Source organism: Bacillus pinisoli (assembly GCF_023036475.1).
Lineage (GTDB): Bacteria > Bacillota > Bacilli > Bacillales > SA4 > Bacillus_BS > Bacillus_BS pinisoli.
Genome location: NZ_JAJQKI010000007.1, coordinates 112,979 through 133,028, shown reverse-complemented (window position 1 = coordinate 133,028; position 20,050 = coordinate 112,979). Strand labels below are relative to the sequence as shown.

Annotated in this window: 18 protein-coding genes; 15 read left to right on the top strand and 3 right to left on the bottom strand. The window is 36.8% G+C overall.

Annotated features, from left to right (window positions below):
* The first annotated feature begins 21 nt into the window (after positions 1-21).
* The 4 genes from LT143_RS11995 to LT143_RS11980 all read left to right on the top strand — a co-directional run bounded on the left by LT143_RS11995 (position 22) and on the right by LT143_RS11980 (position 3,126).
* Positions 22-966, top strand: coding sequence for a ParA family protein (locus LT143_RS11995; RefSeq protein WP_246943285.1), 945 nt, complete (start codon positions 22-24; stop codon positions 964-966).
* On the top strand, positions 954-1,487 hold the full coding sequence (locus tag LT143_RS11990) for a hypothetical protein (protein WP_246943283.1): 534 nt from the start codon (positions 954-956) through the stop codon (positions 1,485-1,487). Before LT143_RS11995 ends, LT143_RS11990 begins: the two co-directional genes overlap by 13 nt.
* A gap of 242 nt (positions 1,488-1,729) precedes the next feature.
* Entirely contained in the window at positions 1,730-2,635 is a 906-nt protein-coding gene (locus tag LT143_RS11985; RefSeq protein ID WP_246943432.1) for an AEC family transporter, read from the top strand.
* Between the two features lie 95 nt (positions 2,636-2,730).
* Positions 2,731-3,126: a gamma-glutamylcyclotransferase family protein gene (locus LT143_RS11980; RefSeq protein ID WP_246943281.1), complete on the top strand. Its 396-nt coding sequence runs from the start codon at positions 2,731-2,733 to the stop codon at positions 3,124-3,126.
* A gap of 141 nt (positions 3,127-3,267) precedes the next feature.
* Here the strand turns inward: LT143_RS11980 and LT143_RS11975 are convergent, their stop codons facing one another.
* Entirely contained in the window at positions 3,268-3,708 is a 441-nt protein-coding gene (locus tag LT143_RS11975) for a YueI family protein (RefSeq protein WP_246943279.1), read from the bottom strand.
* Between the two features lie 501 nt (positions 3,709-4,209).
* Here LT143_RS11975 and LT143_RS11970 point away from each other — a divergent pair.
* Positions 4,210-4,995, top strand: coding sequence for a serine/threonine protein kinase (locus LT143_RS11970; RefSeq protein ID WP_246943277.1), 786 nt, complete (start codon positions 4,210-4,212; stop codon positions 4,993-4,995).
* A gap of 60 nt (positions 4,996-5,055) precedes the next feature.
* On the opposite strand, the gene LT143_RS20595 is transcribed toward LT143_RS11970, so the two are convergent.
* Entirely contained in the window at positions 5,056-6,114 is a 1,059-nt protein-coding gene (locus LT143_RS20595) for a C40 family peptidase (RefSeq protein ID WP_246943275.1), read from the bottom strand.
* 330 nt (positions 6,115-6,444) lie between these two features.
* On the opposite strand from LT143_RS20595, the gene LT143_RS11960 reads away from it, so the two are divergent.
* Together LT143_RS11960 and LT143_RS11955 are read left to right on the top strand one after the other, a co-directional pair.
* Positions 6,445-7,656, top strand: a complete 1,212-nt coding sequence (locus LT143_RS11960) for a TolB family protein (protein WP_246943273.1) — start codon at positions 6,445-6,447, stop codon at positions 7,654-7,656.
* Between the two features lie 149 nt (positions 7,657-7,805).
* Positions 7,806-9,038, top strand: coding sequence for an aminopeptidase (locus LT143_RS11955; RefSeq protein WP_246943271.1), 1,233 nt, complete (start codon positions 7,806-7,808; stop codon positions 9,036-9,038).
* 61 nt (positions 9,039-9,099) lie between these two features.
* Here the strand turns inward: LT143_RS11955 and LT143_RS11950 are convergent, their stop codons facing one another.
* Positions 9,100-9,699 carry a DsbA family oxidoreductase gene (locus LT143_RS11950; protein ID WP_336296610.1) on the bottom strand — a complete coding sequence of 200 codons (600 nt, stop codon included), beginning with the start codon at positions 9,697-9,699 and terminating at the stop codon, positions 9,100-9,102.
* A 371-nt stretch (positions 9,700-10,070) separates the two neighbouring features.
* On the opposite strand from LT143_RS11950, the gene ilvA reads away from it, so the two are divergent.
* The 8 genes from ilvA (at position 10,071) to leuB (ending at position 20,028) form a co-directional block, all read left to right on the top strand.
* Entirely contained in the window at positions 10,071-11,330 is a 1,260-nt protein-coding gene (gene ilvA / locus LT143_RS11945) for a threonine ammonia-lyase IlvA (RefSeq protein WP_246943269.1), read from the top strand.
* 339 nt (positions 11,331-11,669) lie between these two features.
* A complete protein-coding gene (gene ilvE / locus LT143_RS11940) occupies positions 11,670-12,569 on the top strand; it encodes a branched-chain-amino-acid transaminase (RefSeq protein WP_246943267.1) in 900 nt (299 codons plus the stop codon).
* Between the two features lie 42 nt (positions 12,570-12,611).
* Positions 12,612-14,279: a dihydroxy-acid dehydratase gene (gene ilvD / locus LT143_RS11935; RefSeq protein WP_246943265.1), complete on the top strand. Its 1,668-nt coding sequence runs from the start codon at positions 12,612-12,614 to the stop codon at positions 14,277-14,279.
* Between the two features lie 25 nt (positions 14,280-14,304).
* On the top strand, positions 14,305-16,011 hold the full coding sequence (ilvB, locus tag LT143_RS11930) for an acetolactate synthase large subunit (RefSeq protein ID WP_336296605.1): 1,707 nt from the start codon (positions 14,305-14,307) through the stop codon (positions 16,009-16,011).
* Positions 16,008-16,280, top strand: a complete 273-nt coding sequence (gene ilvN, locus LT143_RS11925) for an acetolactate synthase small subunit (RefSeq protein WP_246943263.1) — start codon at positions 16,008-16,010, stop codon at positions 16,278-16,280. Before ilvB ends, ilvN begins: the two co-directional genes overlap by 4 nt.
* 100 nt (positions 16,281-16,380) lie before the next feature.
* Complete coding sequence (ilvC, locus tag LT143_RS11920; RefSeq protein WP_246943261.1) at positions 16,381-17,403, top strand: ketol-acid reductoisomerase; 1,023 nt, start codon at positions 16,381-16,383, stop codon at positions 17,401-17,403.
* On the top strand, positions 17,390-18,940 hold the full coding sequence (locus LT143_RS11915; RefSeq protein WP_246943259.1) for a 2-isopropylmalate synthase: 1,551 nt from the start codon (positions 17,390-17,392) through the stop codon (positions 18,938-18,940). Before ilvC ends, LT143_RS11915 begins: the two co-directional genes overlap by 14 nt.
* Positions 18,937-20,028: a 3-isopropylmalate dehydrogenase gene (leuB, locus tag LT143_RS11910; protein ID WP_246943257.1), complete on the top strand. Its 1,092-nt coding sequence runs from the start codon at positions 18,937-18,939 to the stop codon at positions 20,026-20,028. Before LT143_RS11915 ends, leuB begins: the two co-directional genes overlap by 4 nt.
* Positions 20,029-20,050 lie beyond the last annotated feature (22 nt).

Below are 20,050 nucleotides of genomic sequence, written 5' to 3'. Positions count from 1 at the left end.
CATATCTAAGGGGGGACAGCTTTGCCAAAAGCAAGGAAAGTCTTTGTTGGTAATTATAAGGGTGGGGTAGGGAAAACAACTAGTATTTATCAAATTGCTTTACATATGGTTGAGGCAGGCAAAAAGGTCTTACTTATTGACTTAGATCCACAATGCTCACTAAGTGAGATTTGTTTGGCACGAACAAATATTGATTTGGATAAGTTAAAAGAAAATGAATGTTTAAATTACGTTTATGATATTTGGCTTCAGAAAAAGGAATATCCTTCACTGCACGTAACACTCGATAAAAAACCATTAATAAAAGAAACGGACGAAGGTATTCATTTTATACCATCTAACATATTTTATAGACGGGGTGGTCTCGACGACCTTGCCCAAATGCTAAAAGATGAGTTCTATGATTTATTAGCTCTACAACAGTTTTTCCAATCAAGTCATATAGAAGATGACTTTGATTACATCTTATTTGACTGTCCACCAAGCAATACAATTATTACACAAGGTGCGTTTCTCTTGTCGGATTACTACATTATACCTTCCATTATCCAAACCATGAGTGTAAGAGGGGTCGTCCACTATATAAAAACTGTAGATAAAATCTATCAGACCCAATGTGTAGACGCAGAAAATTCAACTCTTGCAAAAGCTCTATTTGGGGAGAAGCCAGAGTTACTTGGGATCTTTGAAACATTGAAAAAGGGAACCGCAAACTACGATACCGTAATGAATGACCTTAAGAAAGACTTAACGAAAGCGAAAATTGAAACACTGCTTTCTCCAATTGGAGGGGAAAAGTATGTATTTGACACTGTTATTCATAATTATGAGCATATTGCAAGAGCAACAGCCAATGGCCAAAAAGTCGAAGAGTATAAAGAATTAACAAAAGAGATCATGATTTGTATTGAGCAAAAACCAATTAAAACACTTATATATTCAGGCGGTAAACGATGGCTAAAATAACATTTGGGCAGATTTCTAAATATTTAGAGACACTGCGTACTATTTATTCCACTATTGATGAAGGGAAATTAAAAAAGGAATTGAACGAACTTAACCAGGTTATAGATTTGTTAAACTCATTAGACAAAGGTACAGTTCTCCCGCTTGAAATACAGAATAAACATACAACCCAGTACGAAGTAAGTGAAAAAGCAAAAAATACAAATAAGGGATTATCTTCTAAGAATAGTGTCTTGCACAAGACCTACACGTTATTCTGCGAACAAAAATTTGATCAGTTAAAAGGAACTAAACTTAATTATGAAGCAATTACTACAGAACATGACGTCATTCAATTCCTTAATGAATACTTAGATGCACAAGTCCTCAAACACACAACAGCACTAGATCTAAAATTGCTTTACTGTATCATCTCAGGTGAGTTTAAAGAAATCTCTGGAAAAAAACAAGATCTCCTACACACGATCAAACAACACATACGAGCCGCTAAGCGCGGAGAAGCATTTACCCAGGCAACATAACTCCTTGCCTAATATAAATAATTTCAAAAGTTTAACACATTAAAGCATTGGGGGCCAGGCCCCCAATGCTTTAATGTGTTAACGTTACCATAACATTATTATGTAAACTAAATAAAAAACATTAATTTTAAGTCTATTCCTTTGAAAGATATAAAAATATTCCTTCGAATTTCGTAATGTTTCATGTAAACTAATAATATGTTAGTAAAATAATGAGTAACTTCTGGATAGAAGGTGTAATGGTGGAGTTTATATTAGTTATATTACCTGTTTTGCTTGTATTTCTAGTGGGGTACATTGGGCAGCGTACTTTACATATTGATCCCAAAAACATTTCAAAGATGGCTTTGTATTTGTTAATGCCCTTTTTAGTATTTAGAACATTTTATGAAAATGAGTTAAACTCGACCTACTTATACTTAACTATTTTCGCACTTGGTTTGTGCTTTGGATTGATTTCACTAGTTTATGCACTTTCATATATTAAGAAGTATACGCGAAAAGAGTCTAGTTCTCTTATATTAGCTTCTGCATTTATGAATAATGGTAATTATGGTACGCCTGTTGCCTTGTTTGCTTTTGGTGTAGCTGGATTCGATATTGCGATAATTTTAATGGTTATTCAGTCATTAATTATGACAACAGTTGGAATCTATTATGCTGCGAAGGGGAGTGAAGAAAAGCAGACGGGTATTCTCGGCTCATTAATGGCTGTGGCCAAGATGCCAACTGTATATGCTGCGATTCTCGGCATTTCCTTTCAGTTTTTACCAGTTCATGTACCTGATACATTCTATAAAAGTATTAATCTAGTTGCGGATGCTACAATTCCTACTGTTATGATTATTCTAGGTATGCAGCTTGCTACCATTCGGATCAAACACCTAGAGATTGAAAAGATGTCATATTCACTTGTTCTTAAACTAGTAATATCACCTCTTATTGCTTTCTTGTTTGCCTGGATCTTACCTGTATCGGACTTAGTAGCTAATATTATTATTTTAATGGCTGCCATGCCATCAGCTGCTAATACGACCATGATGTCATTAGAGTTTAATACGAAACCAGAATTTGTTTCAAGTGTTACTCTTGTCAGTACTCTAGCAAGTGTTATTACGTTGCCTATTATCTTAGCCTTAATATTATAGACTTTACCCCAGTATCTATTGTGCTGGGGTTCAACTCTATCTATATATATGCCAACTGACCAAAATATTATTAAAAGATAGGAGTGTGCTAACATATGACCACAACCCATAACGTTTTTGTGTACGGTACCTTATGTAATGGAGAGTCTAATCATCACTTACTAAAGAATTCCAGGTGCCTACTTAAAAGTTGTTGGACACATGGCCAGTTGTTTGACAGTGGCTTAGGTTATCCAGCAATTAAAAAATGTGAAACTAACATTGTTTTGGGAGAACTGTATACTGTTACAGATGAAGTACTCAAACAGCTTGACAAACTTGAGGATTTTGAAGAAGGGGGACATTTAAACCTATACAATCGGGTCATCCAAACAATTTATACTCATTCAAACCAATTAAAAGCATTTGTATATATCGCTAATGATTTTAGTCTATTAAAAACACCAATAAAATCAGGAGATTGGCCCTCATATAGAAATGCTCTTCTCTAACACTTTGTTAACATACTGTATAACCAATGAAAGAAGAGCAAGACTTAGTATTTAAAGTGCCAGGCACTGTAATACTTAGTAAAAGATCGATAGTTTGAGTTATCTCGAAACAATCTTACGAAAACAGCCAATAAGAATTCTTTAGGAAAATAAGTTCTTAAAAAACTTAGAAAACAAGTTTTGTTCTTGCTTATCACTAGCACGATCGTCATTTTGTGTTATGTATATGTTTTCTTTTTCCACTGCATAATCATAGGCCAACACAAGCCCAAGTTCCGTATTAATTTTTTTATTCGTCACGATGGAATAGTTAGTACCATATTTTGAAGATAAACTCATATAATCTGACAAATATTTATAATCCATATTACCGTTTAAGTATAGAGTTGCTTTGGTATGTTCCTTAATCAAGTCTTCAACTTCTTTATAGGTTCCGGGCTCACGTACCTGCGGCTGTGTTAACACAACCACAACCCGTTCTCTTAAGGTTCCCAAGAACTTGTTTCTCTCCTCGGGTTTAATTTCCTTTGTTCCGTAGATTCCTTGTTGTAAATATTCATCTATCGATGGTTTTTGTGCCAACAATACAACCTCCTTTATTATTAATAGAATGCCTATTTATAATTTGAAAAGATTCAAATAATTTGCTATAATAATCATACAAATAAATACTCCAAAGGGGAGTAGCTTTCACATTAAAGTCGTCATTTCGGGAAATCTTCCTCGGCTTTAACTGGCAACAGTTTCTGTTGTTAGCGAGACCTTTGCCAAACTGGTAAAGCCCCTATTCATAACAAACACTTTTACCAGTAGCGTAAGAGTGTTTGTTTGTTTAGTTTGAAAATCAACAAAGTTTTAGAAAAGAGCCTAATTAAAATACTTAGAAAAAGGTGAGCTTATGTTAGATAAAATATTAAAATATGTGCTGAAGAGTAAGTTTAAACCGCATTATAAGCATTATTCAAGCAGTGACTTTAAGAAGAAGATGTACGGTCATCATCCTTCAAAGTATGGACATAGTTATTATAAAAAGAAGCACAAACTTCATGGTCTTTTTGGAAAATCTTATAGTAGTAGCTAACCATGTTTAGCTTCTTAGAAAGGTCATTTAAAAAAGGTGTCATCCTTAAAGAACGATATATTCTTCAAGAGTATATTGGAAAAGGTAGTTATGGCATTGTTTATAAGGCATTAGACCAACTAAACTTAGAAAGTGTAATGATTAAGCAAGCAAGAAAACGAAAAAAACAAGAAAGTGCCGGTTTATTAGAAAGAGAAGCAAGTATGCTTTCATCGTTAGACCATCATAACATTCCTAGATGCATTGAATACTTTACTGAAGATAACAAATCTTTTTTAGTCATGGAAGCAAAAAAAGGTAAAAACGTAGAAGATTTAATTTTTCGTGACAGGAAAATATTCACGGAAGTAGAATGTCTAAAACTATTTCACAATGTACTAGAAATTATTAATTATGTACATTCAGAACAAGTTATACATCGTGATCTTCGTTTACCCAATATCTTAATAAATGATAAAGAAGTTTCCATTATAGATTTTGGTCTTGCAGCAAGATTCGGAGAGAGGTTAGATCAATATTTACTTCAGTCCATGCCACTAGAAAGAAGGCTTTATCGTGAAATTTCAGTTAAGAGTGATTTTTACGCTTTAGGACACTTCCTTTTATTTCTACTATATTCAGACTACAATCCTTCATCAAGAACAGAAAGGAGCTGGGAAGAAGAATTATCCATCCACCCTCAAACAAAGGTAATGATAAAAAGATTACTTCAATTAGATGGTTGTTACTATGACAGTGCAAGGGATATTATCTCAGAAATTGAGTCAATTATGGGAAAACTAAAATAGATTCTTTTATGTATAGGATTTAGATAAGAGACCAAATTCAAAATTTGGTCTCTTAATGAGTTATCTGCTAATTACACGTTTTGCAAACAAATAATTCTTTCCCCAATATGGATTGCTTAATACGTTTTTGGTAATTGATACGCCTTTTGAAGAGGATGCATGAATCATACTACCATCTGCCATGTAAATACCAACATGTCCAACACGACCATCAGAATAAAGTGAAGTATCTGTAAAGAATAGTAAATCACCTTGTTGTAATTTTTGTACATATTGTCCTTTGCTAGCTTGTTCTCGCGATGTTCTAGGAATGCTAATACCATTTTGCTTAAATACGAGCTGTGTATAAGAAGAACAGTCGAATAATCTTGGTGCCTCGGCTAGAGAAGCGCCAAACTTATAACCAGCACCTAAATATTGTTTTGCCTGATTAACAACATTTCCCCTAATCGTGGAAACGTTTGTTTGTTTTGTTGCCATAGGTACTGGAGCTTTCTCTCGAATAGGCTCTGTTTCCTTCATTTTACTTTTAGCAGGAATTTTAAGTCTTTGTCCAACCATAATTATATTAGATTTTAAGTTGTTTGTTGCTTTTAATTGATATTCTGTGGTGTGATGTGCCCTTGCAATTTCGTAAATCGTATCTCCACTTTGTACAATATATTGTTTTGCTGGTTTTTGAACTTGAATGGATCCATTTTCTGCTTTGAAGTACATATATGTGTTAAATAGTGCACTAGCTGCAGGAAGAGAGATGTATGCTGTATTGTATTGCCATCGAACTGGGTCAATATGGATATACTCATTACTCTTTCTTGCAATTGCTCCTCCAACAGTTGCTCTCAATAATGTAGAACCATCTGTTAATTGGAAAGTTGCATTTTGAGGATTGTACCGAATTGAATTATATCCTAGTATCTTTGACAGCTTTACAAAAGGTAGATACACTTTTCCATCTATTCGAAGAGGCTTAATACCATCAACAGCCTTACCGTTTATCGCTATACCTGCTGTTGGTAGAGATACAACCTGTGCATAGGTCGATATTGGTGCAAAACAAAGAAATACTACTAATACAATTGCTACTTTTTGAATGATGAACTTAACTGTTTTTCTCACTGCTATTACTCCTTTTATGACTAGGTGCTGAAAAAGAACATGTTACAAAAAACACCGTAAATTTAACAGCAACCTATTAGTTAAATGGCACTTTCAGGTTTATATTCTGCCTAATCCACTTAATTCATTCGGAGTTTCATGATGTATTTATTTTCTGAAGAGGTAAGGATCGTAATGTAACATCGTGGGAAATAATTTGATTTGAATTACAAACAGTGAACTGCCTTTTTTCATCTTAGCTCACTATCCTGGACTTTCAATTTACCTTAACAAAAAATAACCATAATAATTCTGCCCGTAGGAAATTCTACTAACAGGAGGGGGTCTATTATGGTTTTTCGTATAGTCGTACTGATATTCCTATTTTTACAGTTCTCAGTTATTGCAAAAGCAGAAATACCTTTTACAGCTGCTTTTATTCGCGATCATCAACTTTGGATAAAAGAAGGTGGACAGGAAACTCAACTAACAATAGGACGTTATATTCATTCACCTAAATGGTCTCATGACGGGAGACTCCTTGCTTATATTGACGGAGATGAACGAGGTGAAAAGTCGGACCTATTCATTTATGATACGAAGACAGAAGAACACTTTCAGCCGTATCCAGTTGTGATGGCGACAGGTTTTGAATGGTCTCCTGTCAATAACCAGTTAGCCTATAACTCAGGAGGGGTGCTTAACATAACAGGATTAAAAAACGGCCGTCCACACGGTTTCAAAAATGTATCATTAGGTGTAAATGACTTTACATGGTTTCCAAATGGAAAGGAATTTATTGTTTCATCTAGTTCAAACTTACTACCAACAGGATGGGAATCAGTAAAATTATATAGGATTCCTATAGATGCTAATCTCAACCCAGACAAGATTAAATTGTTTTATACATTACCACCAAATACAGATGACTTATTCGCTACAAGTGCTTCAGGTTTAAAATGGAGTTTTGACGGAAAATGGATAAGCTTTATTGCAGTTCCAACCGCATCATGGTCCATGGATAGCAATACTTTATGCGTATTATCAAACGAAGGAACACACTTTAAAGATGTAGGTAAAATGTTAGGCTTTCACGATTGGTTTAAATGGGCTCCAGCTTCTAATCGACTTGCTTATATTTCGGGTGAAGGAAGATTCTTTGTGGAGAATAAGAAAACAGCGATTGCAGATATGCCAGTTACTCTTCAACAAAAAGAATACACCCCCGCTGGCTATGTAGACTTAGATCTTGAATGGATGACTCCAGACAAAGTCATTGTTGCTCGTGCTAAAGAGAACAAAAAATGGAAAGAGGGACCCGCCCCTACGATGTATACCGCTCTATTTTTAATAGACATTAGAAAGAACAAACAAGAGCAAATTTCTCACCCGGGTAAAAATGAACTAGATGAAGATCCTCAAGTAGTTGGTTCCAATCTAACTTGGATTCGAAGTAAAAATAACGAGTCTCAAGGTGATCTATGGTTAAAGTCTGGTTTAGCAGGAAAAGAACAAATCTGGATAAAGAACATTGATTTTCCACCGGTTTTTAATCCTAAGTAAAATTTCGATAGATAAAATCCAAATACAGAAAACATTATCATATAGAGGTAATAGATTTGAAAAGTGAACCTCTTCAAGGATACAAATTCTTTTCAAATTAGCTAAATATTGTTACTATTATGAAGAAGTAGATGAATAGGAGAGGTTTTATGACAACATTTCAAGAAAAACTAGATAAGTATGCAGCACTTGCTGTCGAAATTGGTGTAAATGTACAAAAAGGGCAGACACTAGTCATTACTGCACCTATTTCTGCCGCTGAGTTTGTACGTAAAATTGCAAAGAAAGCATATGAGGTCGGAGCCAAGCATGTCTCTATTGACTGGCTAGATGATGAATTAACTCGCATGAAATTTGAACTAGCACCAGAAGAATCCTTTACAGAATTTCCATATTGGATGACAAAAGGGAAGAATGAATTAGCTGAAGAAGGTGCAGCATTTTTACATATTGATTCAAAAAATCCAGACTTACTAACAGGGATACCACAAGAACGTATACAAAACTCAACAAAGGCTGCATCAGGTGCATTAAAACCTTATCGTAATCGTATGATGAGTGATAAAAACAGCTGGTCAATTGTTGCGATGCCTACTCAAGCATGGGCGGATAAAGTATTTCCTCATTTAGAAGAATCAAAGAGTATGGATGCATTGTGGGACGCCATTTTTCAAGCGACTCGAATCGATAAGGAAAATCCGGTTAAAGAGTGGAAAGAGCATACAAATACTCTTGATTCAAAGGCGGACTTCCTAAATAACCAGAAGTTTCATTCCCTTCATTACACAGCTCCTGGGACTGACTTGACAGTAGAGCTCGCGAAGGATCATATTTGGGTAAGTGCAGGTAGTATTAATGAAAACGGACATTCCTTTATTGCTAATATGCCTACAGAAGAAGTCTTTACAGCCAACGCGAAAACTGGAGTAAATGGCGTGGTAGCTAGTACAAAACCATTAAGCTATGCGGGTAATTTAATTGAAAATTTCTCACTAACGTTTGAAAACGGGAAAGTTGTAGATTTTACTGCAGAAAAAGGCTATGACACATTAAAGAAGCTACTTGAAACAGATGAAGGCTCTGCATATCTTGGTGAAGTTGCTTTAGTCCCACATAACTCACCAATTTCTAATACTGATTTAATCTTCTTTAACACTTTATTTGACGAAAATGCTTCTAACCATTTTGCCTTAGGGAAAGCATATCCTTTCTGTGTTGAAGGTGGAAAAGATATGAACGAAGAACAAGTAATTGCTCATGGTTTAAATGAAAGTTTAACACATGTTGACTTTATGGTAGGTTCCGCGGAAATGAATATCGATGGAATAACAAAAGATGGTAAGAGAGTACCTGTGTTCAGAGATGGCAGCTGGGCATTTTAGGGATTATAAAAGACAGCAAGGTTATCCTTGCTGTCTTTTATAATTCATTAAATTGCATTTTTTATTTTTTGAATGGCCCATCCTGCTCTAACACTTGTTGTAGAGCTGAAACAAACACATCCGTTCCTTGCGCACCCGTTAGTGCATATTTTTGATTGATTAAGAAAAAGGGAACACCACTTATTCCATAGCGCCTCGACATATCTTCATCAGAACGTACTTCTTCACTCATGTCATTTCCAGTGAGCATATTAGCAACCTCGTTATGGTCTAAACCAACTTCACCAGCTAATTCTAACAGTGTATTGTGGTCTCCAATATGCTTAGATTCCGTGTAATAAGCTCGCAACAAGCGGTCAGCCATCTCATACATTTTTCCTTTCGATTTAGCATACATCGTTAAACGATGAGCATCGAAAGTATTTGTTAACACGAGCGTATCCATTTGAAAATCTAATCCTTCTGCTTTTGCCATCTGCACCATGTTTTGCGTATTTGCTCTTGCTTGGTCTAGACTCATCCCATACTTTGCTGCTAATGCTTCGTAAATAGACTTATCATTATCTCGTTTTGCATGAGGATCTAATTCAAAACAGCGATAGACAACCTTAACAGGCTGCTCAATTTGTTTGATAGCGTCCTCCAGACGCTTTTTGCCAATATAGCAAAATGGTCAAGCGTAATCTGTCCACATCTCAATTAACATAATAGTACCTCCACATTTTTTTACAGTATAACTATTTGTATTTAAGTTTGTCCATTTAGAAGACTTACTTAAGCGTATTTTATGAATCTATGGTTAATTCCCTAGTACGATTACGTAAAGGTCTATACTGACAAACCTATCTCTGGCTTAAAATTCCCTCTACTAGAAACAGTCTATAACTAATTATTGAATAAAAATAATTCCAGGTTTTATTTTTTTACAAATGTAAAGGTTTTCATGCGTTGCCCTTTTTCTCGTTTGTGTTAAAATAGCTTTTAAACCTATTATTAGAAAATTCAATCTGTTCGAAAGCGGGGACGTAAAATATGCCTGATACCCTTCAGCGTGTAAAAGTAGAAGATATTCTAAAAGCCTATCATGTATTAAAAGATATAGTGATTAAAACACCTTTTCAGAAGGATGAGATTCTTTCAGAACGATATGAGTGTAATGTCTACTTGAAACGAGAAGATCTACAAATTGTCCGCTCTTTTAAATTAAGAGGGGCATATTACTTAGTTCAAAGCTTGACAAAAGAAGAAAGAGAAAAGGGAGTTGTTTGTGCTAGTGCTGGGAATCATGCTCAAGGAGTGGCTTATGCATGTAAAGCACTTAAAATACATGGCAAAATCTTTATGCCTTCAACCACCCCTAGACAAAAGATTTCCAGAGTGGAGTTTTTTGGCGGAGAGTATACGGAAGTGATTTTAATTGGCGATACGTTTGATGATTCATATGATAAAGCACAAATTTATTGCCAGGAACATGAAATGAACTTTATTCATCCATTTGATGATTATTTAACCATAACAGGACAAGGCACTGTTGGAGTTGAAATCTTGAATGAGATGGAAGAGCCGATTTCTCATCTATTTATGAGTATAGGAGGTGGGGGATTAGCGGCTGGAGTAGGTTCGTATATTAAAAGCATTACTCCAGAGACGAAACTTATTGGAGTTGAACCGGAAGGAGCACCAGGGATGAAGGAGTCCCTAAAAAAGAATGAAGTCGTTACATTAGATCAGATTGATAAATTTGTAGACGGAGCAGCAGTGAAACAGGTAGGAGCTCTTACTTTTGAAATGGCAAAAGATCTTTTAGATGATATTGTGCTTGTACCAGAAGGGCAAGTATGTTCTACCATATTATCTTTATATAATGAAAATGCGATTATAGCCGAACCAGCTGGTGCCTTATCCATTGCTGCATTAGAGAAGTACCGTACTGAAATCAAAGGAAAAAACGTTGTATGTATTGTAAGTGGTGGAAATAATGATATTGAACGTATGCAAGAAATAAAAGAGCGCTCACTCATTTATGAGGGTTTAAAACATTACTTTATTGTTAATTTCCCGCAACGAGCTGGTGCATTACGAGAATTTATGCATGATGTACTTGGAGAAACAGATGATATTACACGATTTGAGTATACAAAACGAAACAATCGAGATAAGGGACCTGTTTTAGTCGGTATTGAACTCAAGCATGAGAATGATTATTACAAACTAGTTGACAACATGAAGACAAAAGGGTTTACGTATGTTGAAATCAACAAAGACCCTGACCTTTTTAATCTATTAATTTAACGAAGAGAGACAATTTTTTGTCTCTCTTTTTCTGTATAAAAAACTAGATTTTTTCAGTCACACCAAGGGTGTAAACGTTTTTTTGTATGTGAGATTATCTAACATAAAAAAATAGGTAAAAAAGTTTCCTAAAATTCTGAAAGCGTTTTCTTCTTTAATAGGACAATGTTGTAAGCGTTTTCCATTTGTCAGTATAGTCTAAATTGTCTGAAAAATACTGTTGACGCCCTATTTAAACGGGTTTACAATAGCTAACAATTAAGAGAAAATCTTTTTGAAAAAAAGTTAAATACATTTTTTCACCACTACGGTTTTTATAACAAAGGAGAGTAATACAAAATGAGTAACTGGATCTATTTAAATGGTGAATTAGTTGAAAAGGAAAAGGCTGTCGTATCAGTTTATGACCATGGATTTTTATATGGAGATGGCGTATTTGAAGGAATCCGAGTTTACTCTGGAAATGTGTTTCGTTTAAAGGAACATCTTGAACGGCTATTTGATTCTGCAAGAGCAATACTCTTAAACATCCCTCATACGTATGAAGAATTAGAAGAGATTGTCCTTAATACTCTTAGAAAAAACAATTTTCAAGATGCCTATATCCGTCTAGTTGTATCGAGAGGAACAGGAGATCTTGGATTAGATCCCAGAAAATGTAAACAACCAAACATTGTTGTCATTGCTGAACAGCTTGCACTATTCCCTAAAGAACTTTATGAAAAGGGAATTACGATGGTAACTGTTCCAACAAGAAGAAATAGACCTGACATTTTAAGTCCTAAAGTAAAATCGCTAAACTACTTAAATAATATCATGGTAAAAGTTGAAGCAACAAATGCAGGTGCAGATGAAGCCCTAACGCTAAATACTGAAGGCTATGTTGCTGAAGGATCTGGACAAAACATTTTCTTAGTTAAGCGCGGGGTACTTTATACACCACCAAGTTATGTAGGCGCTCTAGAAGGTGTGACTAGAAATGCCATTATTGATCTTGCTAAAGAACTTGGTTACGAAGTGAAGGAAGAGCCGTTCACTAGACATGATGTGTATGTTGCGGATGAAGTGTTTTTAACGGGAACTGCTGCAGAGGTCATTCCTGTCGTTAAGCTCGACGGAAGGGTAATCGCAGATGGAGTTCCAGGTATCCATACACACACACTATTAAATGGATTTAGAAGATTAGTAGTTGAAGATGGTGTAAAGGTATATCAGGAAGATTCAGTTCAAGCTGGTTAAGTATAAATAGAATACAAAACGGATAGGAAGAGGTACTAGAACATGAGAAGTAACATGATTAAACAGGGGGTAAACAGAGCCCCTCACCGAAGCTTACTATATGCAACAGGTGTAAAACCTGAAGACATGGATAAACCATTTATCGGTGTATGTAACTCCTATATAGATATTATTCCTGGGCACATGCACCTAAATAAGTTTGCTGAGGTCGTCAAGGATGCCATTCGCGAAGCAGGAGGAATTCCATTCGAATTTAACACAATTGGAGTCGATGATGGAATTGCAATGGGCCATATCGGAATGAGGTACTCGTTACCCAGCCGTGAGCTTATCGCTGATGCTGCAGAAACAGTCATTAATGCTCACTGGTTTGATGGAGTATTCTATATTCCAAACTGTGACAAAATTACACCAGGAATGTTGATGGCTGCTGCTCGTACGAATGTCCCTGCCGTGTTTGTATCAGGTGGCCCAATGGAAGCAGGAAGAACAAAAGACGGCAAACCACTTTCTCTCGTTTCCGTGTTTGAAGGTGTTGGAAGCTTCCTATCCGGAAAAATGAGTCGCGAGGAACTTCTTGAAATTGAATCAAGTGCCTGTCCAACTTGTGGATCTTGTTCCGGTATGTTTACTGCTAACTCAATGAATACATTAATGGAAATGCTAGGCGTTGCTCTTCCTGGCAATGGAACTCTTGTAGCAACTTCTAACGAGCGACACCAATTAATCAAAGATGCTGCTCGTCACCTAATAGAACTTGTGAAAAAAGATATTAGACCACGTGACATTATAACTAAAGAAGCGATTGATGATGCTTTTGCTTTAGATATGGCAATGGGAGGTTCGACTAATACTGTGTTACATACATTAGCGATCGCTCATGAAGCAGGAATTGATTATGATCTTAGTGAGATTAACAAAATTGCAGAACGTGTTCCTTATTTAAGTAAAATTAGTCCAGCTTCTGATTACTCTATGCAGGATGTGCATGAAGCAGGTGGAGTAAGTGCCATTATTAAGGAACTTTGCAGTATTCCTGGGGCAATTCATCCTGAACGTATTACGATTTCAGGTCGCACAATTAGAGAGACCGTTGAATCTGCAGAAATTACAAACGATAAAGTCATTCGTCGTAAAGATGAGCCATATAGCCCAGTTGGCGGATTATCCATGTTATTTGGAAACATTGCACCAAATGGCGGTGTAATTAAAGTAGGGGGAGTGGATCCTTCCATTAAACAATTTAGAGGAGAAGCAATCATATTTGAATCACAGGATGAGGCTCAAGAAGGAATCGATAGTGGTTTAGTAAGAGAAGGTCATGTGGTAGTCATTCGTTACGAAGGTCCTAAAGGAGGACCAGGCATGCCTGAAATGTTAGCTCCAACTTCTTCTATAGCAGGTAGAGGGTTATCAACTAAGGTGGCACTCATTACAGATGGACGTTTCTCTGGTGCAACGAGAGGAATTTCTATTGGCCATATTTCTCCAGAAGCGGCTGAAGGTGGACCAATTGCATTTGTTCAAAACGGAGATATCATTGAGATTGATTTAGAAAAACGGACCATTCATTTAGAAGTTTCTGACGAAATCTTAGAAGATCGAAAGAAAAACTGGGTACAACCTGAACCAAAAGTAAAATCAGGTTACTTAGCAAGATATGCAAAGCTTGTTACATCAGCAAGCACAGGCGGCGTATTAAAGATTTAAAGATACAGGGAGGTGGCAATATAAAGTGAAAACGGTAGAAGAGAAACAAACAAGTCAATTGCTTTCAGGGTCAAGAATGATCGTTGAAGCATTAAAAAAAGAGAACGTTGAGGTAGTGTTTGGTTATCCAGGCGGAGCTGTATTAAATATATATGACGCTTTATATGATGGCGGAATTCCTCATATTTTACCGCGACATGAACAAGGTGCCATTCATGCAGCTGAAGGATATGCAAGGGTTACTGGCAAGCCAGGTGTTGTTATTGCAACATCTGGACCTGGTGCCACGAATATCATTACAGGCCTAACGGATGCAATGATGGATTCATTACCACTCGTTGTCTTTACTGGGCAAGTGGCTGAAGCCGCTCTAGGAACGGATGCATTTCAAGAAGCACCTGTTCTCGGAATGTCAATGCCTATAACCAAACATAGTTATCAAGTTTTGAATATTAAGGACTTACCACGTGTTATTAAAGAGGCCTTTCATATTGCCACAACCGGAAGACCAGGTCCTGTACTCATAGATATACCAAAAAATATTAGTGCTGTTATGGGTGAATTCGATTATAAGGATGAATTAAACATTCCGGGTTATAGATTTAAAAAGGTTCCGAATCAAGATGACATTGATCAGGTAGTTACAGCAATTAAAGTTGCAAAAAAACCAATTATACTTGCTGGTGCTGGTGTCCAGTTCGCTAAAGGACATGAAGAATTACTTCAATTTGCTGAACAGACTAATATCCCAGTTGTGAACACATTACTAGGGTTAGGAAGCTTTCCCCATACTCATGATTTGTTCTTAGGTATGGGAGGCATGCACGGCACGTATGCAGCAAATATCGGACTATATGAAAGTGATCTTTTAATAAATATCGGAGCCCGGTTTGACGACCGATTAACGGGTAATCTCGAGCATTTTGCTAAATATGCAACAGTCGTTCATATTGATATTGATCCTGCAGAAATCGGTAAAAACATTTATACTCACATTCCAGTGATTGGTGATGCAAAGGAAGCGTTAAAGTTATTATTACAAGCTGAGCTTGAAGCACCGCAGTCTCTTGAATGGCTTCTAAAACTACAAAACTTAAAAAAAGAGTATCCACTTTGGTACAAAGAAGAAGGAGAACATTTAAAACCGCAGCGTGTTGTTGAACTTGTCCATTCAATGACAAAGGGTGAGGCGATTGTAACAACTGATGTTGGCCAACATCAAATGTGGACTGCACAGTTCTATGGTTTTTCTTCACCTAACCGTTGGGTTACTTCAGGTGGCCTTGGAACAATGGGCTTTGGATTACCTGCCGCTATTGGTGCACAAATTGGTGAACCTAATTCAACCGTCGTATCTCTTGTAGGAGATGCAGGTTTCCAAATGACATTACAAGAAATTGCCTTACTGAAACAATACAATTTACCAGTAAAAGTGGTCATTGTAAATAACCAAGCAATGGGTATGGTTAGACAATGGCAGGAACTCTTTTACAATGGCCGTTATTCAGAATCATTACTACCGAACCAGCCGGACTATGTCAAGTTAGCAGATGCATTTGGTGTAAAAGGCGTTGTTGTTGATAACGAAGAAAACTTTGTTCAAGTTTTCCAAGAATCACTTCAAAATGACGAGGCTATTATTATTGACTGCCGTGTTAACCCACACGAGAATGTGTACCCAATGGTATCTCCAGGTAAAGGAATACAAGAAATGGAAGGTGTTAAGCCTTGAAACGAACTCTCTCCATGATTGTCAATAATAATCTTGGTGTACTCAATCGAATGACTAACCTGTTCTTACGTAAAGGCTTGAATATTGAAAGCTTAAATGTAGGTCCAATTGATGATCATAAAATATCTTTATTAACTGTAGTTGTAAACATCGAGGATGAAAGTGAAGTAGAGCAGATTAAGAGACAGCTAGAAAAACAAATTGACGTCATTCAAATTACAGACATTACACAAAGCTTTCTTAATATGCCGGTTGAAAACAATCTATAAACAAGTGGTGGTTCCTAGTCAGTAACTAGGATTCCTACCACTTTATATACCTGCAAAATTCAGAATAGTGAAAAATCAACTATAAAAAGGGGAAATTAAAATGGCAAATATGTATTATGATCAAGATATTTCAGTAGAAGCACTAAAAGGAAAAAAAGTTGCTGTAATTGGGTATGGTTCTCAAGGTCATGCTCATTCACAAAACTTACGTGAAAACGGATTTGATGTTGTAGTAGGTCTTCGTCCGGGACGTTCGTTTGAGAAAGCTCAAAATGATGGCTTTCAAGTATTAAGTGTAGCAGAAGCTTCTGAAGTAGCAGATGTAATCATGGTATTATTGCCAGATGAGAGCCAGCCAAGTGTTTATAAACATGAGATCCAACCATACTTAACGAGTGGAAAAGCACTTGCGTTTGCACACGGATTTAATATTCATTTTAATCAAGTAGTACCACCATCCGACGTTGACGTATTTTTAGTGGCACCAAAAGGACCAGGTCATCTTGTTCGTCGTGTATTCGTAGAAGGTGGCGGAGTTCCTGCTTTATTCGCTGTTTATCAGGATGCAACTGGCCAAGCAAAAGATATCGCATTAGCATATGCAAAAGGTGTAGGTGGCGGTCGAGCTGCAGTTATTGAAACAACATTTGAAGAAGAGACTGAAACAGATTTATTTGGAGAGCAAGCAGTACTTTGTGGGGGAGTTTCAGCTCTAGTAAAAGCAGGATTTGAAACGCTAACAGAAGCTGGATATCAACCAGAAATTGCTTACTTCGAATGTTTACATGAATTAAAGTTAATTGTTGATCTATTCTACGAGTCTGGACTAGAGGGAATGCGATACTCAGTTTCTGATACAGCACAATGGGGAGACTTCACAGCTGGACCTCGAGTAGTAACAGACGAGACAAAAGCAGAGATGAAGAAAATTCTTACCGAGATTCAAAATGGTGAATTTGCAAAAGGTTGGATCCTTGAAAACCAAGCAAATCGACCAGTATTCAATGCAATTAATAGAAGAGAAAGTCAACATCCATTAGAAGTGGTAGGCCGTGAGCTTAGAGAGAAAATGCCATTTGTTCAGTCAAAAAAGAAAGGATTGGTAGCTAGTGCGGAACGTTGATATTTTTGATACAACTTTACGCGATGGTGAACAGTCGGCAGGGGTGAATCTTCACCCCCATGAAAAATTAGAAATTGCCCGTCAGCTTGAGAGATATGGTGTTGATGTGATGGAAGCAGGATTTGCTGCTTCCTCAAAAGGCGACTTTTTATCTGTTCAACAAATAGGCCAAACCATTAAAAATTGTAAAGTTGTTGGCTTAGCCAGAGCTAACAAAGTTGACATTGATTCTACCTGGGAAGCACTAAAAGGTGCAGCACACCCAGGTATTCATCTTTTTATTGCGACTTCCCCGTTGCATATGGAATATAAGCTAAAAATGACAGAGCAACAAGTAATTGAGAAAGCTGTTTGGTCTGTTCAATATGCTTCTCAATTCTTCTCACATGTACAGTGGTCTGCTGAGGATGCCACGAGAAGTGAATGGCCTTTCTTAGCTCAAATTATTGAAAAGGTTATAGATGCAGGTGCAAAAGTCATTAACCTCCCAGACACAGTCGGATTTATAACCCCTCAAGAATACGGTGAGTTATTTACTTATATTTTAAAAACAGTTCCTAACATTGATCGTGTGAAACTCTCCTGTCATTGTCATGACGATTTAGGAATGGCTGTTGCAAATAGTTTAGCTGCAGTAAGAAGTGGGGTGCATCAAATAGAAGGTACGATTAACGGAATTGGTGAGCGTGCAGGTAATGCTGCTCTTGAAGAAATTGCTGTTGCCTTAAATATTAGAAAAGACACCTATCAAGTACAAACAAATATTGATCTCAAACAGACCATTAGAACTAGTCAACTAGTTAGTAAGTTAACAGGAATGGTGGTCCCTCAAAACAAAGCTGTCGTAGGTGCCAATGCTTTCGCGCATGAATCTGGTATCCATCAGGATGGCGTCTTAAAGAATAAACTTACTTATGAAATTATTGAGCCTGAAATGGTAGGTTTAAACTCCAATAAAATGGTTCTAGGAAAACATTCTGGAAGTCATGCATTTAAAGAGAGAATCAGAGAGTTAGGAATTAATCTAAATGAAAGCGAAGAAACGAAATTATTCCAATCCTTTAAAGAGCTAACAGCTAAAAAGAAGGAAGTAACCGAAGATGATATTTTCGCCCTTATGATGGACTCAAGCTTAAAAGGAATCGGTACTGGTTATGAGCTTGAGCAGCTGCAAGTATCTTACGGCTCCAACCTGATCCCTACAGCAACAATTCTAGTAAAAACGCCAGAAGGTACGATTGAACAAGAGTCAGGGACTGGTTCTGGAAGTGTCGAAGCTGTTTATAACACAATTGCCAGATTATTAGACCGTCCAGCACAATTAGTTGATTACCGCATTCAATCTACTACTAACGGTCATGATGCACTAGCAGAGGTATACGTAAAGCTAAACTATGACGGCTATGTAAGCAGTGGACGTGGTATAGAGCATGATGTACTAGAGGCCTCAGCCAAAGCATATTTAGATGCTGTTAACCGCAGTCTAATTAAAACTTGGTTTGGTAATCAATCAAAAGAAGGAGTAGAGGTTCTATGAACTTTCAAATCGCCATCTTAGAAGGAGACGGAGTCGGTCCAGAAATTGTAAAAGAGGCAGTTCTATTACTTCAACAAATTGGAGAGCAATACGGACATTCATTCGAATTTAACTATGGAAAAATTGGTGGTATTGCACTTGACGAAGTCGGTAATCCATTACCAGAAGAAACAATCGACCTTTGTAAAAATAGTGATGCGGTATTACTAGGGGCAGTCGGAGGACCAAAGTGGGATCAAGAACCACCAAATCGAAGACCTGAAACTGGATTATTAAAGATTCGCAAAGAGTTAGAGCTCTTTGCGAACATACGTCCTGTAAAGGTCTATGAACCATTAATCGAAACTTCACCCTTAAAAGAAGATGTCATAAAAGGTGCAGACTTTGTCATCGTGCGCGAGCTAACTGGGGGCATTTACTTTGGTACTCCACGTGAACGAAAAGTAACAGATAATGGTTTAGAAGTTATAGATACACTCGTTTATAAAGAATCAGAGATAGAAAGAATCTTAATAGAAGCTTTTGAGTTGGCGAACCAACGTAATAAGAAGTTAACATCAGTCGACAAAGCCAATGTATTGGAAAGCAGCCGTGTTTGGAGAGAAGTTGCCAATCGTATATCAGTCCAATATCCAGAGGTGGAACTACAGCATATGCTTGTTGATAACGCTGCAATGCAACTGATCAAGAACCCGACACAGTTTGACGTTATTGTAACAGAGAACATGTTTGGGGATATTCTAAGTGATGAAGCTTCAGTCATTACAGGGTCAATTGGATTACTCCCTTCGGCAAGTTTAGGGGTTGGGCCTAGTTTATATGAACCTATTCATGGTTCAGCACCTGATATCGCAGGTCAAAACGTCGCTAATCCATTAGCAACTCTGTCATCAGTTGCCTTAATGCTTCGTTATTCACTCGGACTTCATAAAGAAGCGCAAGATATTGAGGAAGCCATTGATGAAGTGTTACAAAAAGGTTTTAAAACAAAGGATATTGCTAAACAAACAGAACCATCACTAACAACAACTGAGATGGGAGAAAAGGTTCGAAATACACTAGCATCAAAAAAAATGATAGTAAACTAGCAATCTATACAAAAGTAGGTGA

Bases quoted from the DNA above. Each gene is read 5' to 3' on its own strand.
- LT143_RS11990 (WP_246943283.1), top strand. From the start codon at position 954: ATGGCTAAAATAACATTTGGGCAGATTTCTAAATATTTAGAGACACTG.
- LT143_RS11980 (WP_246943281.1), top strand. From the start codon at position 2,731: ATGACCACAACCCATAACGTTTTTGTGTACGGTACCTTATGTAATGGA.
- LT143_RS11970 (WP_246943277.1), top strand. From the start codon at position 4,210: ATGTTTAGCTTCTTAGAAAGGTCATTTAAAAAAGGTGTCATCCTTAAA.
- LT143_RS11960 (WP_246943273.1), top strand. From the start codon at position 6,445: ATGGTTTTTCGTATAGTCGTACTGATATTCCTATTTTTACAGTTCTCA.
- LT143_RS11955 (WP_246943271.1), top strand. From the start codon at position 7,806: ATGACAACATTTCAAGAAAAACTAGATAAGTATGCAGCACTTGCTGTC.
- ilvA (WP_246943269.1), top strand. From the start codon at position 10,071: ATGCCTGATACCCTTCAGCGTGTAAAAGTAGAAGATATTCTAAAAGCC.
- ilvE (WP_246943267.1), top strand. From the start codon at position 11,670: ATGAGTAACTGGATCTATTTAAATGGTGAATTAGTTGAAAAGGAAAAG.
- ilvD (WP_246943265.1), top strand. From the start codon at position 12,612: ATGAGAAGTAACATGATTAAACAGGGGGTAAACAGAGCCCCTCACCGA.
- ilvC (WP_246943261.1), top strand. From the start codon at position 16,381: ATGGCAAATATGTATTATGATCAAGATATTTCAGTAGAAGCACTAAAA.
- leuB (WP_246943257.1), top strand. From the start codon at position 18,937: ATGAACTTTCAAATCGCCATCTTAGAAGGAGACGGAGTCGGTCCAGAA.